14 protein-coding genes are annotated in these 14,433 nt (G+C 48.5%); 12 read left to right on the forward strand and 2 right to left on the reverse strand.

Annotation, left to right across the window (positions count from 1 at the left end; genetic code table 11):
* Window positions 1-2 precede the first annotated feature (2 nt).
* Genes IB286_RS03830 through cheD form a run of 5 tightly spaced genes read left to right on the forward strand, consistent with a single transcriptional unit; the run spans window position 3 to window position 4,281 of the window.
* Window positions 3-2,081, forward strand: a complete 2,079-nt coding sequence (locus IB286_RS03830) for a chemotaxis protein CheA (protein ID WP_223826066.1) — start codon at window positions 3-5, stop codon at window positions 2,079-2,081.
* A 15-nt stretch (window positions 2,082-2,096) separates the two neighbouring features.
* Window positions 2,097-2,621 carry a chemotaxis protein CheW gene (locus IB286_RS03835; protein ID WP_223826067.1) on the forward strand — a complete coding sequence of 175 codons (525 nt, stop codon included), beginning with the start codon at window positions 2,097-2,099 and terminating at the stop codon, window positions 2,619-2,621.
* 14 nt (window positions 2,622-2,635) lie between these two features.
* On the forward strand, window positions 2,636-3,190 hold the full coding sequence (locus tag IB286_RS03840; protein ID WP_190762566.1) for an STAS domain-containing protein: 555 nt from the start codon (window positions 2,636-2,638) through the stop codon (window positions 3,188-3,190).
* 5 nt (window positions 3,191-3,195) lie between these two features.
* A complete protein-coding gene (locus IB286_RS03845; RefSeq protein WP_190762568.1) occupies window positions 3,196-3,636 on the forward strand; it encodes a hypothetical protein in 441 nt (146 codons plus the stop codon).
* Window positions 3,637-3,654: 18 nt separating this feature from the next.
* Window positions 3,655-4,281, forward strand: coding sequence for a chemoreceptor glutamine deamidase CheD (gene cheD, locus IB286_RS03850; RefSeq protein ID WP_190762570.1), 627 nt, complete (start codon window positions 3,655-3,657; stop codon window positions 4,279-4,281).
* A gap of 208 nt (window positions 4,282-4,489) precedes the next feature.
* Here cheD and IB286_RS03855 read toward each other — a convergent pair whose 3' ends face one another.
* A complete protein-coding gene (locus IB286_RS03855) occupies window positions 4,490-5,341 on the reverse strand; it encodes an HDOD domain-containing protein (RefSeq protein WP_190762572.1) in 852 nt (283 codons plus the stop codon).
* Between the two features lie 184 nt (window positions 5,342-5,525).
* On the opposite strand from IB286_RS03855, the gene IB286_RS03860 reads away from it, so the two are divergent.
* The 6 genes from IB286_RS03860 (at window position 5,526) to IB286_RS03885 (ending at window position 11,678) form a co-directional block, all read left to right on the forward strand.
* Window positions 5,526-5,885 carry a response regulator gene (locus tag IB286_RS03860; RefSeq protein ID WP_190762574.1) on the forward strand — a complete coding sequence of 120 codons (360 nt, stop codon included), beginning with the start codon at window positions 5,526-5,528 and terminating at the stop codon, window positions 5,883-5,885.
* A gap of 25 nt (window positions 5,886-5,910) precedes the next feature.
* The gene (locus tag IB286_RS03865; protein ID WP_190762576.1) at window positions 5,911-6,372 is read left to right on the forward strand and encodes a hypothetical protein; all 462 of its coding nucleotides are present in this window, start codon (window positions 5,911-5,913) and stop codon (window positions 6,370-6,372) included.
* A gap of 8 nt (window positions 6,373-6,380) precedes the next feature.
* Entirely contained in the window at window positions 6,381-6,761 is a 381-nt protein-coding gene (locus IB286_RS03870) for a YbaN family protein (RefSeq protein WP_190762578.1), read from the forward strand.
* A 216-nt stretch (window positions 6,762-6,977) separates the two neighbouring features.
* Complete coding sequence (locus IB286_RS03875; protein WP_317889692.1) at window positions 6,978-7,820, forward strand: CheR family methyltransferase; 843 nt, start codon at window positions 6,978-6,980, stop codon at window positions 7,818-7,820.
* A gap of 72 nt (window positions 7,821-7,892) precedes the next feature.
* Window positions 7,893-10,433, forward strand: a complete 2,541-nt coding sequence (locus tag IB286_RS15680) for a methyl-accepting chemotaxis protein (protein ID WP_317889693.1) — start codon at window positions 7,893-7,895, stop codon at window positions 10,431-10,433.
* A gap of 129 nt (window positions 10,434-10,562) precedes the next feature.
* Window positions 10,563-11,678, forward strand: a complete 1,116-nt coding sequence (locus tag IB286_RS03885; protein ID WP_190762580.1) for a protein-glutamate methylesterase/protein-glutamine glutaminase — start codon at window positions 10,563-10,565, stop codon at window positions 11,676-11,678.
* Window positions 11,679-11,733: 55 nt separating this feature from the next.
* On the opposite strand, the gene IB286_RS03890 is transcribed toward IB286_RS03885, so the two are convergent.
* Window positions 11,734-12,015, reverse strand: coding sequence for a late competence development ComFB family protein (locus tag IB286_RS03890; protein ID WP_190762584.1), 282 nt, complete (start codon window positions 12,013-12,015; stop codon window positions 11,734-11,736).
* 335 nt (window positions 12,016-12,350) lie between these two features.
* Between IB286_RS03890 and IB286_RS03895 the strand changes: the two genes are divergently transcribed.
* Entirely contained in the window at window positions 12,351-14,342 is a 1,992-nt protein-coding gene (locus tag IB286_RS03895) for an FAD-dependent oxidoreductase (RefSeq protein ID WP_190762586.1), read from the forward strand.
* Window positions 14,343-14,433: the final 91 nt, after the last annotated feature.

Here is a 14,433-nt window from a genome sequence, read left to right on the forward strand (position 1 = left end):
CTATGTCCCTAGATATGGACATGCAGGAAATCCATGCCGTCTTCTTTGAAGAAAGTGCGGAAGGTTTGGATGCGATGGAGGCGGGCCTGCTGGGTCTAAGCCCGGGTCGCGATAATGATCCTGAGATTATTAATACCATTTTCCGGGCGGCGCATTCCATTAAAGGTGGTGCGGCGACGTTTGGTTTTCTGGCGATCTCTAATTTTACCCACGGCGTTGAAACCCTGCTGGATCAGGTGCGTTCCAACGAGCGGGTGGTGACCGATGAGCTGATCGAAGTGTGGTTGGCTTCGGTAGATGCCATTCGAGATATGCTGGCCTGCCTGCAAGATAATGCCGATATCGACCCTATGGCTGTGGCTGATTTGCAAAAGCAGATCGATGAATTGCTACAGGGCGATAGTGCCAAGCCAGAAGACGATGACGTTGAGGAAGAATCAGAGGCGGCTACCGCTGGCCTGTGGCGCATCCATTTTGCGCCCCATGAAGAAGTATTGAAAACCGGCAATGAACCCAGTCGCATTTTTCGTGAATTGAAAGAATTAGGCGAGTTAACGGTGGTGGCCACATTATCCTCCGCCGTTGAGTTTGACGCGCTCGATCCAGAACATTGTCACACCGCGTGGGATTTAGAGCTGCGGGGTGAAGTAACGCAAGCCGCGATTGAAGAAGCCTTTGACTGGGTGTCTGGTCAGTGTGAACTCACCATTGAACAGGTCGGTGGACATAGCGCCACTCCGTCTGCGCCCAGCGCTGCTATGCCTGCGGCGGCCTCAGCCCAAATGCCTGCTGAAACAAAAAGCGAGGCAAAAAGTGCTGCACCTGCGGCGGCTAAGCCCGCGTCAAATGGCAATTCGAATAAAGATTCTGGCTCCATTCGGGTCAGCATCGACAAGATCGATTCACTGCTAAACCTTGTTGGTGAGTTGGTTATTACTCAATCCATGCTGGCCCGTTTTGGCGATGGCGAGGGCGGCGCTAATACGCAAGGTTTGCGCGATGGCTTGATGGTGCTGGAGCGCCACACCCGCGAGCTGCAAGAAAGCGCCATGCAAATTCGTATGTTGCCAATTGGTGCCAGCTTCAGCCGCTTCAAACGATTGGTGCGGGATATCAGCTCTAAGCTCGGTAAAAAAGTTGAGCTTAAACTGTCGGGTGAAAATACCGAGCTCGACAAAACCGTACTGGAGAAAATGAGCGATCCGCTGGTGCATTTGGTGCGCAACTCGCTGGATCACGGCATTGAAATGCCGGATGTGCGTAAAGCTGCCGGAAAACCTGAAACTGGCACCCTGCACCTCAGTGCTTACCACGAAGGTGGCAATATCGTTATTCAAGTTGAAGACGATGGTGCCGGCTTAAATAAAGAGCGCATCCTCGCCAAAGCGGTGGAGCGCGGACTTATTTCAGCCAGCGACCAGCTCACTGACGATCAAATCCACAACCTGATTTTCCAAGCCGGATTTTCCACAGCAGATCAGGTTAGCGACTTGTCGGGCCGCGGTGTAGGCATGGACGTAGTGCGCCGAAATATTACCGACTTGGGTGGCCGCATTGATGTGCAATCTAAACCCGGTAAAGGTTCTACGCTGAAAATTCGTCTGCCGCTGACACTGGCAATTCTGGATGGTCAGCTGGTTGCTGTGGGCAACGATGTCTACATCTTCTCGCTGTTGTCGATTGTGGAAACCGTATTGGTATTCCCGTCCGAGGTCAGTGGTCTGGTTGGTAAAGGCAGTGTTTATCGCCTGCGCGATGAATACATTCCCGTGATTCGACTGAGTGATGCCTTCCGACTGAACAATAAGCTGCAGCCCAAAACCTATCTTGAACGAGAAGGTGAGCTGTTGGTTGTGGTTGAAAGCGACGGCAAAAAGATGGGGCTGTTTGTTGATGAATTACTGGATCAACAGCAAGTGGTTATCAAAAGCCTTGAAGAAAATTATATGCCGGTACAGGGATTGGCCGGAGCAACCATTTTGGGCGACGGCAATGTCGCATTAATTATTGATGTGCCAAGCCTGGTACACAATATGGATTTCAATAGTGGCGGAAACGCTGAAAAGTCAGACGCCGCATAAAGGGTAGGAAATGTTATGAGCAGTGACAATATGGCCAATGCAAATGTTGATCTCTTACACGCCGATACCAATCAGTTTCTAACCTTTATGCTAAATGGTGAGGAATACGGCGTAGAAATTCTGCGTGTGCAAGGTATTCAAGGTTGGGACACGGTAACGCCGATCCCCAAAGCGCCGGAATATGTCTTGGGCGTGATGAATCTACGCGGTGCAATTGTACCGATCATCGACCTGCGTAAACGCTTCCATATGGAAAGCATTCCGTTTGGGCCTACCACCGTCATTATCGTGGTTAAGGTCGAAAACTCAGATAAGTCTCGCACCATTGGTATGGTTGTTGATGCGGTTTCTGAGGTGTATCGCCTCGATGAAAACCTAGTGCAACCGCTGCCAGAATTCGGCGGCAATATCAGCACCGACTTTATCAAAGGCCTTTCTACCGTAGACGAGAAAATGCTGATTCTGCTGGATATTGATCGGTTGATTTCTATTCGCGATGTAGAAGGTGAAGCTGCAAAATTGGCCGCACAAGCTAGCTGAGCGACGAGGGGCGTATGACCGAAGAATTTGTAATTTTGCTCGGTGACGCGGGTGAGCAAAGCGGTGCAGAAAAGCCAGCCGCCAAAGCCAAGCCTGCCGCCAAAAAGCCAGCCGCAAAACCGGCTGCTGATGCCAAAAAAGGCAATGAAGAGTTTGTGATTTTATTGGGTGATGAGCCTGAGGAAAAACCTGCCCCTAAAGCAGAGCCGAAGAAAGCGGCATCTAAAGGCAGCGATGAATTTGTGATTCTGCTAGATGATCCCGCGCCAGTTAAAAAAGCAGATTCTTCAGATGGCTGGACGTATGAACTCGGCGGCGAAGAAACCATCGGGCAAGTAAAAGCCCTGCATCAGAAATTGATGGCTTCGCCCTTGGATAAAGTTTCCGAAATTATTATAGACGGCAGCGAAGTACAAAATATCGATACTTCCGCCCTGCAATTGCTAGTTTATTTCACCCGTTATGGAACTGAACGCGGTGTCAATGTGAGTGTGGTAAACCCCAGTGCCAAAATGAAAGGCAGTGTGGAATTACTCGGCTATGCACCGCATTTAAATATTGCAGCCTGAAAGACATGATCAGCCTGAAGGTGCGTATGCCAAAAGTGATGAAGAAAGACACCGTGCTCTCTAGCAAATCCTCTCAGGATGAAGGGGTGAGTGGCTTCACGCTTTTGGAAAAGCAAATTCAGGCAGCCTCAAAAGATGGCGAAGAAAAAATTGGCGAGATACTTGGTAATTTTTTTGAACTAAGCCAACAGCTACAAGATAGCGCGGCTAAATATTCCGAAGAAGAATTTTCGGACATAAACACGTTGCTAGGTAGCTTGATTGAACAATTGCAATTTTATGATGCCCATAGCCAGCGGCTAGCGCATATTGCCAAATCGCTGAATTATGCGGCATTGAACAAGGATGCTCAGAAAGCCGAATCGGAAGCGCTGATTGAATACTTGCAGAGTCAATATTCAACTTCAGAAGAGCGGGCAGTGCACCAGTCATTGCTCGGAGATTAGTCTACAAGGCGTGAGAAGATGTCAGTGCTTATGGCAGAGCGACTGGATAGAAAAAGTGACGGCGATTATCCAGATATTCATAAACACTGGGACAGTATCCATGGCGTATATGCGGCGCGGGTACTGCCCGGTCAGTATTATGTGACTAACGCCAAAGATGAAATGATTTCTACCGTGTTAGGTTCGTGTATTGCGGCCTGCATTCGTGACCGCGTATTGAATATTGGTGGCTTGAATCACTTTATGTTGCCCGAGGGCGAAGGTGGCATGGATGGTGTGGCCGCTCGCTATGGCACCTATGCGATGGAACATCTGATCAACGATATTCTTAAAAAAGGCGGCAAGCGTCAGAATCTTGAAATTAAGATTTTTGGCGGTGGCAAAATCATGAAGGGCATTACCGATATCGGCGCCAAGAATATCCGCTTTATAAAACAATTTCTGGCAACGGAAGGTTTAGTGGCCGAGGCGGAAGATCTGGGCTTGGAGTTCTCTCGAAAAGTAAATTACTTTCCCAGCACCGGGCGGGTATTGGTTAAGCGCTTACGGTCACTGCATCTTGAAAATATCGCCAGCGAAGAAGCAGCTTACTCGCGGAATCTTAAGCAGGAGTCGGTCGGTAACGATATCGAACTGTTTGACTAAACCGGGGGTAAAACTCAGGATTTTTAGTTTTTAAAGCGTATAAGCCAAAAATAATTAGAACTACTTAGGAAGCTTTGATTAATGTAACGAGTGTAGCAAGATTGGTTGTCGCCGGAGCGCAGTAAGCGGAGTTTATATGCCAATAAATGAGCATTTCGAGCACCGCCGGCAGCCAAGATTGCAAACGCAGTAATTAATCTGAGCTTCCTTAATTTGCGGAAAAAGAAGAGAGAATATCCTCAACCGATTCGCGAGCAAAGGCGATACAGTCAGGTAAAGCCGCAGGACTCAAGCCCGTCACTTCCCATGCCTCATCTTTAATTTTCGACGCGTCTTCAATATTTTCGCTATTGATTTCAGCCAGTACCGCAAAGCTATTGGCAATATGAATAACCCAAACCAAGGTGGCGGGATTTTCGAGCTTGTATGGCTCGTGGTGGGCGTAAATACAATCCTGAAGTATTTGAGGTAAGTTCCAATGGCGGGCAAGTTCAAGGCCGACATCGCTATGATCAAATCCCAGGGTTTCTTGTTCAGCTAGGAAAATTTCACTGTCGTCGTAATCTTCAAGAGAAAGCGTTAAGGCCTTTTCGCTGGCATCCGGTGCCCGGCTAAACATAATTAAATGACCAATATCGTGTAACAAGCCGGCAGAAAATGCGCTATTGGCTTGGTCGCATTTAATTTGCGTGGCGAGCTTGCGGGCGATAACCGCGCAGTAAAGTGAGTGCTGCCAAAAGTTTGTTAACGACACAATCTGATTGGGCATCTTGTCAAAAGACTGCGAGACATCAATGCCCATCAAAAGCTCATTTACTTGTCGTAAACCAAGGCGAGTGATAGCGCGGTTAATATCAGTGATTTCAGTGCCGTTGTTCATCATCGCGCTATTACTAACGCGCAATAACTTAGCGGTAATGGCGGGGTCACTTTCAATGGTGCTGGCAATGTCTGCCGCAGAACTGTCTGGGTCATTAACCAGTTGATTTACCCGCAGGGCGACATCAGGGAAGCTGATGAGAGAGTCAACATTCTCGACAAGGCTGCTTGGACTTAACATGACTGTTGCTCGTAAATCGTAATAAAAAAATTTTGCGCAAAAGTCGGATAGCAGGCAATAGGTAACATTGCCTAGGGGCTTTAAGTATCTTTGCCTATGGGGGTTTTTGCCTTGCTGTGGTCAACTTGCAGCATTGGAAAATTGTGTACTAGCCCGCCCCAAAAAATGCCCCAGGAGAGAGTGAATGAACATTTTGGTAGTTGATGATAGCGCTGCAATGCGGAATATGATCATCCGGACCATTCGTCAAGCCGGTCTTGGCGACCACGATATTGCCCAAGCTGAAGATGGTGCTGTCGCGCTGGAAGCAATTCGCAAAAGTGTGCCAGATATGATTCTAGCAGACTGGAACATGCCCAACATGACGGGTATTGAATTGCTCGAAGCCATGAACGAAGAGGGCATTAAAACCCTGTTCGGTTTTATCACTACAGAAGCAACGGCAGATATGCGTGCCAAAGCCAGTGCCGGTGGTGCGAAATTTCTTATCTCTAAACCATTCTCCGTTGAGTCATTTGAAAAAGTGCTCGGCGCAGTAATGTAATTGTCGATTTTGAGGAGCCGGACAGATGCCTGGTAAATTCGTAACGCCAACCGAAAAAAGTGTTGATGATATGCTGGGCATGTTGTTCGGCGATGTCACTGTAACAACCGGTGGCGCTGTGCCCGCAGAAGGTTTTGGCGCGCGTATGATTGATGATGAAAATCAATTGGTGGCCATGATTGTTTGTGACTATCCCTTTGTAGGGTTTTCTGGTGCAGCGCTGTCTATGATGCCGGCCGGTGGCGCAGAAGACATGATTGCCGAGAAGGATTTCAGCAAAACCATTATGGATAATTTCTATGAGGTGATGAATATCTGCTCGCGGCTGTTTATGTCAGATACCTCAGAGCACCTGCGATTGGAAAAAACCGTGATGCCTGATAGTCTTGCCGGTGAAATTTCCGCGCTTGCTGCAGGAACCAACGTGACTTTCAAACTTGCCATTCCCAAATATGGCAGCGGAAACATCAGCTTCCTTATTGCCTGATTATGATTATGACTCAACATCTTAGCCTGAGTTTTTACAAGATAAGCGGATTTGTAATGCTCGGGCTGGGTGTTATCGGTATTGTTGTTCCTCTTCTTCCTACAACACCTTTCTTACTGGTTTCAGCCGGGTGTTTCTCCAAGTCTTCTGAGCGCTGGCACAATTGGTTATTGGCTAATCCCACCTTTGGGCCAATGATTATGGATTGGCATGAGCGCCGTTGTGTTAACTGCAAAACCAAAGTTGTGGCGCTGCTTTCTATGCTGTTGGTCGGCGGTTCGTCAGTGGTATTTGGTGTCGATATTTTTGCGGTTAAAGTTTTTGCATTGGCGCTTATGGCGGTCGGTGCGGCGGTTGTTCTTAGTATTAAAAACTGCACCAGCGCCTGATCAAAAATATTCTCTAAAAACCAAGTATTTTAGTTGGTCTAATATCCACTAATAACAGACTGTGTCTCGTATTTTTTTAATAAAAAAATCTAATAAATCCGTGACTTGCAAATCTATTTTAATTGTAGTGGACAATCCTTATACATAGATTTTAAACGCTGTGATCTACTACTCAAACTGCCAATTTGGCTGTTGTTTTGAGTCGGAGAATACTGCGTGTCAGTGGCCCTTGAAAATGAAAAATCCAACCTGGAGTTTAATTTCTCCAAACGTGATTTTGAGCGTCTGCGCAAACTCGTTTACGAGCATACCGGCATCAATTTAAGTGAAGAAAAACAACAGCTCACTTATGGTCGATTCGCAAAAAGATTACGCGCATTAAAAATTTCTGATTTTTCAGATTATATCGATCTGATTGATAACGGTGATGAAGATGAGATGGATCATTTCGTCAGTGCTATCACTACCAACTTCACCAGTTTTTTCCGCGAAAGCCACCACTTTGATTTCTTGGCCCAAGAAGTTCAACGCATCGGCATGAAATCGCGTCGTATCCGAATTTGGTCGGCCGGTTGCTCCAGTGGTGAAGAACCTTATTCCATTGCTATCAGCATTCTTAATGCGATTCCTGACGCCATTAATTGGGATTTGAAAATCCTCGCTACCGATCTCGATAAGAAAATGGTCGAGAAGGCTTCTGCCGGTATTTATGACGCCGAGCGTATTTCGGGTTTGCCTGAGCAAATTAAAAAAGGCTGGTTTAGAAAAGGTCGCGGCGACAATGCCGGAAAAGTGCAAGTGGCCAAAGAGGCGCGCTCGCTGATCACGTTTAAAGATTTAAACCTGTTACATGATTGGCCGGTGAAAGGGCCATTCGACATTATCTTTTGTCGGAATGTCGTTATCTATTTCGACAAGGGTGTTCAGCGCACCTTGTTTTCAAAGTTTTCTGCAAAGCAGCGCAGTGGGGGAAAGCTCATTATTGGGCATTCTGAAAATTTGGCGAATGTGTCTAACGATTACAAATTAATTGGTAGAACCATTTACGAAAAACTCTGATCTCTTGTGATTTAAGAGATTATTTATTTGGTCAAAAGGTGAGGAGCCTGGGCCTCAATCGGAGATGTGACGATGGCAACACAAACAACTCGATCCACAAAAGTAAGCACTACCCGTAAGGCACCTGCTCCTCGGGTTAAAGATAATTCCGCCGCAATACAAGAGGAGTTAGTAAGGCTCCGTAGTGCCGTGGGCGGCGCCATGACCGCGATCATGATGATTGACCGCGATCTGGTGATTACCTATGCCAACGAGTCAACCAATACACTGCTGAGAGCGAATGAGCATGAATTGGTAGAGGCGTATCCCGGTCTGGATTTGGATAAGTTGGTGGGAACTTGCATTGATATTTTCCATGCGAATCCCGCGCACCAGAGAAAGCTGCTGGCAAATCCGGACAATCTGCCACATTCCGCCGATATTGTGGTGGGTCCACTGACCTTCAATATTAATGTTACTGCCCAGATGAATGAAAAGGGCGAATACATTGGTAATACACTGGAATGGTTGGATGTTACTGAAACTCGCAAGAAAGAGTTGGAAGTGACTCGCCTGCAGTCTGCGGTAGATGGCGCGATGACTGCGATCATGATGATCGACCGCGACTTGGTGATCACTTATGCCAACGAATCCACTCAGAAGCTGCTTAAAGCCAATGAAGAAGAGTTGGTCTCGGTTTATCCCGGCTTGGATCTGGATAAATTAGTGGGAACTTGTATCGACATCTTCCACGCCAATCCAGCGCACCAGCGTAAACTGCTGGGCAATCCGAATAACCTGCCGCACTCTGCTGACATCAAAGTTGGCTCGCTGGTATTCAACATCAATGTCACCGCCCAATTTGAAAAAGGTGAATACATTGGTAATACCTTGGAGTGGTTGGATGTAACTGAAACACGTAAGAAAGAGATTGAAGTAGCGCGCTTGCAATCTGCGGTAGACGGTGCGGAATCTAACCTGATGATGTGTGATCAGGACTTGAACATCACCTACGCTAACCCTGCCGTTGTGGCCATGCTGAAAAACCGCGAGGCGGAATTGCGTGCCAAGTTCCCCAGCTTTAGCGCCGACAATCTGGTGGGTCAGTCTATTGACCAATTCCACGTCAACCCAAGCCATCAGCGCAAACTGCTGTCTAATATCAGCGGTTTGCCTGCCAAAGCTGAAATCAAAATTGCCGAATTGGAATTCCAAGTGAATGCCACTGCGGTACTGGATGATAAAGGCGGCTACATGGGCAATATGGTGGAGTGGAAAGACATCACCGAACAGAAAGATGCTGAGCGTCAGATTGCCAATCTGATTCAGGCAGCGGCCGAGGGTCATCTCGACCAGCGCGTAGATGCCGAAGGCTACGACGGCTTTATGAAAACCCTGAGTATCTCAATTAACTCACTGATGGATGCCATTGTTGCTGAACAAGACAATGCTGAAAATCAGATTCGTGAGTTGGTAGAAGGTGCGATCTCGGGTGATCTGAATAGCCGGATCGATGCCGATGCAACTCGCGGCTTCCTGAAACGTTTGGCAACCGGTTTGAACCAGTTGATGGATACAGTGGCTGAGCCATTGGAAGAAAGCTCTCGCGTAATGACTAGCTTGGCCGAAGGTAATCTGGTTGACCTGATGAACGGCAACTACCAAGGTCAGTTTGCCTCTATGCAGCAAGCGGTAAACAGCTCGGTAGATAATCTGCGTGAGATGGTTATCAAGATTCGCGAAGCCGCCACCGGTATTCGCAACTCGGCTTCTGAAATTGCGCAGGGCAACTTGGATCTGTCTAACCGTACTGAGTCGCAAGCCGCTTCTCTGGAAGAAACTGCGTCCAGTGTTGAGCAGTTTACTGCCACCGTTAAACAGAACGCCGAGAATGCTTCGCAAGCGAATAACCTCGCTGCCAGCGCTCGCAGCCAAGCGGAAAAAGGTGGCGATGTTGTGGGTCGTGCGGTTAGCGCGATGCGCGAAATCAACAACTCATCTAAACGCATTGCCGACATCATCGGTGTTATTGATGAAATCGCCTTCCAAACCAACTTGCTGGCACTTAACGCTGCGGTAGAAGCGGCACGTGCGGGTGAACAGGGTCGCGGCTTCGCGGTTGTGGCCTCGGAAGTTCGCAATCTTGCACAGCGCAGTGCGGAAGCGGCGAAAGAAATCAAAACCCTGATTAAAGACAGTGTTGAGAAAGTCGACGAAGGTTCGAAACTGATTGATGAGTCTGGTTCGACTCTGGAAGAAATCGTTAGTGGTGTTAAGAAAGTGTCTGACATCATTGCCGAAATCGCACTGGCTAGCCAAGAGCAGGCTTCCGGTATCGAACAGGTCAACAAAGCGGTTTCTGAGATGGACAAGGTTACCCAGGAGAACGCGGCCCTTGTCGAAGAAGCCGCAGCGGCCAGCCAGTCTATGGATACCCTGTCTAAAGGTCTGACTGAACGCATGACGTTCTTCAACACTGGTGAAGTCGAAGAAGGCATGGGCGTGCGTCAAACTGCACAGATGCACAATCTGCACAGAGCGCCAGCGCCCCGCAATGAGCGTCCTGCACCTGCTCGCAAGGCGGCATCAGCGGGTAACCGCCAAGCGTCTTCTGATGATTGGGCAGAGTTCTAAAACGGACTCTGTAAGCCAAGCCTTTAAGAAATTCGTTTGAAGAGCTAGGCAAGAAGAGCGCCGACAGTGTTATAGGTCGAGCGCTCTTTTTTGCGTCTAATAAAGCTGTGTGATTACTGAGGTACTGTCATGGAAGCAGCTAGCCTGGGGTCTGATAAACCCAAGATACGCGTGGTAGTGATTGATGATTCTGCATTGATGCGCCATGTGCTTTCAGAAATTTTGAACTCTGATCCAGATATTCAAGTGGTCGGCGTAGCTTCCGATCCCTTTTTTGCGCGGGAAAAAATCAAGGAAGTGAATCCCGACGTCATCACTCTCGATGTTGAAATGCCCAAGATGGATGGCCTGCAGTTTTTGCGCAACTTGATGCGCCTGCGCCCCATGCCGGTGGTTATGGTGTCTTCGCTCACATTGAGAGGAGCCGATGTGACCCTTGAGGCCTTGGAGCTGGGCGCCGTGGATTTTGTTAGCAAACCGGAAATTGATATTGCCGAAAAGCTGAAATCCTATAGCGAAGAAATTATCAGCAAGGTCAAAGTGGCCAGCACCGCCAAGGTCAATCGCCTGAGTGATGAGGCGTTACGCTCACCTGAAAAGCGCAATATCATCAAACCTCCGGGTGCGAATTTGCACTTTAAAACGACTGATCGAATTTTGGCGATCGGTGCCTCAACGGGCGGTACTGAGGCCATTCGTGAAGTATTGGAAAAACTCCCCGCAGACACGCCGGGCACGGTGATTGTGCAGCATATACCGGGCATGTTCAGCGCCTCTTTTGCCAAGCGCCTGAATGACACTTCAGCCATGACGGTTTGCGAAGCCGAAGATGGACAGCGGGTGCTGCACGGCCATGTGTATATTGCGCCGGGTGATCGGCACTTAACAGTTAAGCGCGATGGTGCTCGCTATTACTGCAAGCTGTCTTCGCCGGATGCCGAACCGGTTTCGGGGCATAAACCCTCGGTGGATGTGTTGTTGCACTCCGTGGCGGAGCAGATTGGTCATAACGCGATTGGCGTAATCCTGACCGGAATGGGTAAAGATGGCGCCGAAGGTTTAAAAGCCATGCGCGACGCCGGTGCCAGAACCTTGGTGCAGGATGAGGCGACATCGGTGGTGTGGGGAATGCCGGGTGCCGCTGACAAGATTGGCGCGGCAGAAGAAGTGTTGCCCTTGCAAAAAGTGGCTCCGCGAATCTCACTATTGTTTCAGCGCAGCCAAGCCGGGCAGAAAAAAGCCTGATTTCTAGTGCATTAGAAATCAGGCTTATTGTTTTGTGTATTGATTGAGGCTGTTTTTAAACCGCTTCGCGATGTTGGCGTCGATCGGACGCCAGCGCAGCTTGCCCCTTGGCAATTGCTTCACGTACTTGTTTAACAAGCTTCGCGCGTGCTTCAGGTGTGTCGTTGATTTTTACATCTAGGGAATAGCGCACGTATTTTGCAGGCAGCCCGTTCATGGTTAGACAGTACAAATCTTTGAGATAGTCTTCGTCATACAGATTGGCGAGATTGAGTCGTTCAAACTCATCGTCCACCACGCCTTCCATATAGTTTTCAATTTCGTCAGAAAAAATCATGGCGAACTCCCATTCCACTCTCTCGATAGTCGCCATATTTTGGCTAGAGTTTTGTGCTTTTTATATAAGGTAATTCCGAATGAGTGAGCGAATGGGATTCACAAATTTTTGCGCCATTTAAGGGCGAAAGGTTTGGCGAGGCGGGTATAAAAATGGTGCAAAACTGAAGTTTAAGGAAATTGAAGCGCCGATAAAAAAGTGCATGATTACAAAAAATAATTAATGAATACAGCCGCTTACTTCGGAAAATACGTATTGGCAAGCATATTGCTGTGACCTGGTGAAACAGAGCCGTGCACACGTTGCACGCATTGCGCTAGGGAGTATTTTCTTCAATGAACCGGCCTTTCTCCGAGAATGCCATTAACGCTGACGCTCGCCCCATTGTGATTGTGGGCACCGGACCGGTGGGTATTCGCGTGGCAGAATTGCTGGTGGCCAAGGGCTGCACTCGACCAATCAAATTGTTTGGTGATGAACCTTGGGAGCCTTACGACCGTATTCGATTGTCATCGCTTCTCGCCGGGGAATTGAAATTTTCTGAGCTGAGTCGTCCCCCCCAATTTAATGCTGAGCAGGTAAGCAGTTTTTCAAACTGCGCCATTGTTGAAGTGAATTGTGTGCAGCGATTTGTGATTGATCAGCAAGGCACAAAACACTTCTACAGTGATTTGATACTGGCGGTAGGTTCCGAACCGTTTCGACCGTCTATTCCCGGCCTGGATGCGCAGCGGGTTTACACCTTTCGCGATTTGAATGACACCCAAGCGCTGCTGGCAAGATCGGTCGGTGCGCGGCGGGTATTGGTGGCTGGCGGCGGTTTGCTGGGCTTGGAAACTGCGCGAGCCATGCAGCGCGGTGCGAGTGAAGTGACAGTGGTGCAGCAGGCGGATCGCTTAATGAATCGCCAGCTCGATGTAGAAGCTGCCGCTTTACTGCAAGCCAGTATTGAAGGACAGGGTATCTCGGTAAAGCTGGGTGCCGGTGTTCGAGAAATTCTTACCGAAGATCAAGGCAGTGAGCGCCGCCGTGTTTGTGGTGTGCGCTTATACAGCGGCGAAACGATTGCTTGCGATACCGTGATCTTATCGGCGGGTATCCGTCCGCGAACCGAGTTGGCGATAAAGTCTGGCATTGCTGTGGCTCGCGGCATTGTTGTTGATGAGAATTTACAAACCTCGCGCCCCCATGTTTTTGCTATTGGCGAGTGCGCTGAAATTAATCAGCAGATTTATGGGCTGGTTGGCCCCGGCTATGAACAGGCGTCGGTACTTGCCGCTCGCTTATGCGGGGAAGACGTGTCGTACCACGGCTCGATCAATACCACAGAATTAAAGGTAGTTAATCTGCCGGTTTTCAGCATTGGTGAATTGGAAGACGTAAAGCGGCGCTCTTGGCGACTCAATAGTTTGGTCTATAAAAATGCTGAGTCGGGCGTGTATCGAAAATTAATTTTACGGCAGGGTAAGCCCACTGCAGCCGTTGCTATTGGCGAGTGGACTGAAGTTAAACGATTGCAAGAGTCGGTCGTCTCCGGTCGACGATTGGGCATTATTAATATTCTGCGCTTTATGAAAACTGGCTCACTTTGGCCTAGCGGCGAAGTGGCGAATGTTAATGCTTGGCCGGCTTCGGCTCTGGTTTGTAATTGTCGCGGTTTAAGTCGAGGCGAATTAAGCCGTGCTTATGCCGCTTGTGAAAATAAAGCCGAGCTGATTGCTACAACCGGAGCCAGTACCGTATGTGGTTCTTGCACGCCATTGATTGCTGAGCTGTGTGGAGAAAACGCAAAGAAAGCGCCAATGCAATGGGGACTTTTAGTCAGTGCCGCTATCGCGTTTTTCCTCTCGCTATTTATTCTTTCGTCAACGCCCATCCCTTATGCCGATTCTGTTCAACACTGGCTAGGTAGTGTCGATAAACTGTGGTCGCAGGGTTTGTATAAACAGATCAGCGGATTTTCTTTATTAGGTCTGTCGATACTCGGCTTATATCTCTCGATTAATAAACGTATCCAAAAACTGTCTTGGGGAAGCTTCCGCCACTGGCGATTGGTTCACTCGGTTTTGGGTGGGCTTTGTTTATTCGTACTTTTCGCTCACACGGGCTTGCGTATGGGTGAAAATTTAAATGCCTATCTTATGTCTAACTTTTTAGCTTTGGCGCTATTGGGTGGCATTACTGCTGCAGTGATTTCGGGCGAAACCGCGTTTGGTGCAAGATTGGGTAAGCGTCTGCGGCGCTGGTGTAGCTGGGGCCATATCGCCCTGTTTTGGCCGCTGCCAACCTTGCTCGGTTTTCATGTTATTTCAGTTTATTACTTTTAGGTTTGGCGTATTAAACAATGATCGGAGGCGGTAAATCACTATGGGCGTTGTGGCTTCTTTGCAGTCTGATGTTAATCGGCTATTTCGCTAA

Source organism: Spongiibacter pelagi, assembly GCF_014705705.1.
Lineage (GTDB): Bacteria > Pseudomonadota > Gammaproteobacteria > Pseudomonadales > Spongiibacteraceae > Spongiibacter > Spongiibacter pelagi.

Excerpts from the sequence above, each read along its gene's own strand:
- IB286_RS03845 (WP_190762568.1), top strand. The coding sequence starts at position 3,196 with ATGATCAGCCTGAAGGTGCGTATGCCAAAAGTGATGAAGAAAGACACC.
- IB286_RS03865 (WP_190762576.1), top strand. The coding sequence starts at position 5,911 with ATGCCTGGTAAATTCGTAACGCCAACCGAAAAAAGTGTTGATGATATG.
- IB286_RS03890 (WP_190762584.1), bottom strand. The coding sequence starts at position 12,015 with ATGATTTTTTCTGACGAAATTGAAAACTATATGGAAGGCGTGGTGGAC.
- IB286_RS15680 (WP_317889693.1), top strand. The coding sequence starts at position 7,893 with ATGGCAACACAAACAACTCGATCCACAAAAGTAAGCACTACCCGTAAG.
- IB286_RS03895 (WP_190762586.1), top strand. The coding sequence starts at position 12,351 with ATGAACCGGCCTTTCTCCGAGAATGCCATTAACGCTGACGCTCGCCCC.
- IB286_RS03860 (WP_190762574.1), top strand. The coding sequence starts at position 5,526 with ATGAACATTTTGGTAGTTGATGATAGCGCTGCAATGCGGAATATGATC.
- IB286_RS03840 (WP_190762566.1), top strand. The coding sequence starts at position 2,636 with ATGACCGAAGAATTTGTAATTTTGCTCGGTGACGCGGGTGAGCAAAGC.
- IB286_RS03830 (WP_223826066.1), top strand. The coding sequence starts at position 3 with ATGTCCCTAGATATGGACATGCAGGAAATCCATGCCGTCTTCTTTGAA.
- IB286_RS03855 (WP_190762572.1), bottom strand. The coding sequence starts at position 5,341 with ATGTTAAGTCCAAGCAGCCTTGTCGAGAATGTTGACTCTCTCATCAGC.
- cheD (WP_190762570.1), top strand. The coding sequence starts at position 3,655 with ATGTCAGTGCTTATGGCAGAGCGACTGGATAGAAAAAGTGACGGCGAT.
- IB286_RS03885 (WP_190762580.1), top strand. The coding sequence starts at position 10,563 with ATGGAAGCAGCTAGCCTGGGGTCTGATAAACCCAAGATACGCGTGGTA.
- IB286_RS03835 (WP_223826067.1), top strand. The coding sequence starts at position 2,097 with ATGAGCAGTGACAATATGGCCAATGCAAATGTTGATCTCTTACACGCC.
- IB286_RS03870 (WP_190762578.1), top strand. The coding sequence starts at position 6,381 with ATGACTCAACATCTTAGCCTGAGTTTTTACAAGATAAGCGGATTTGTA.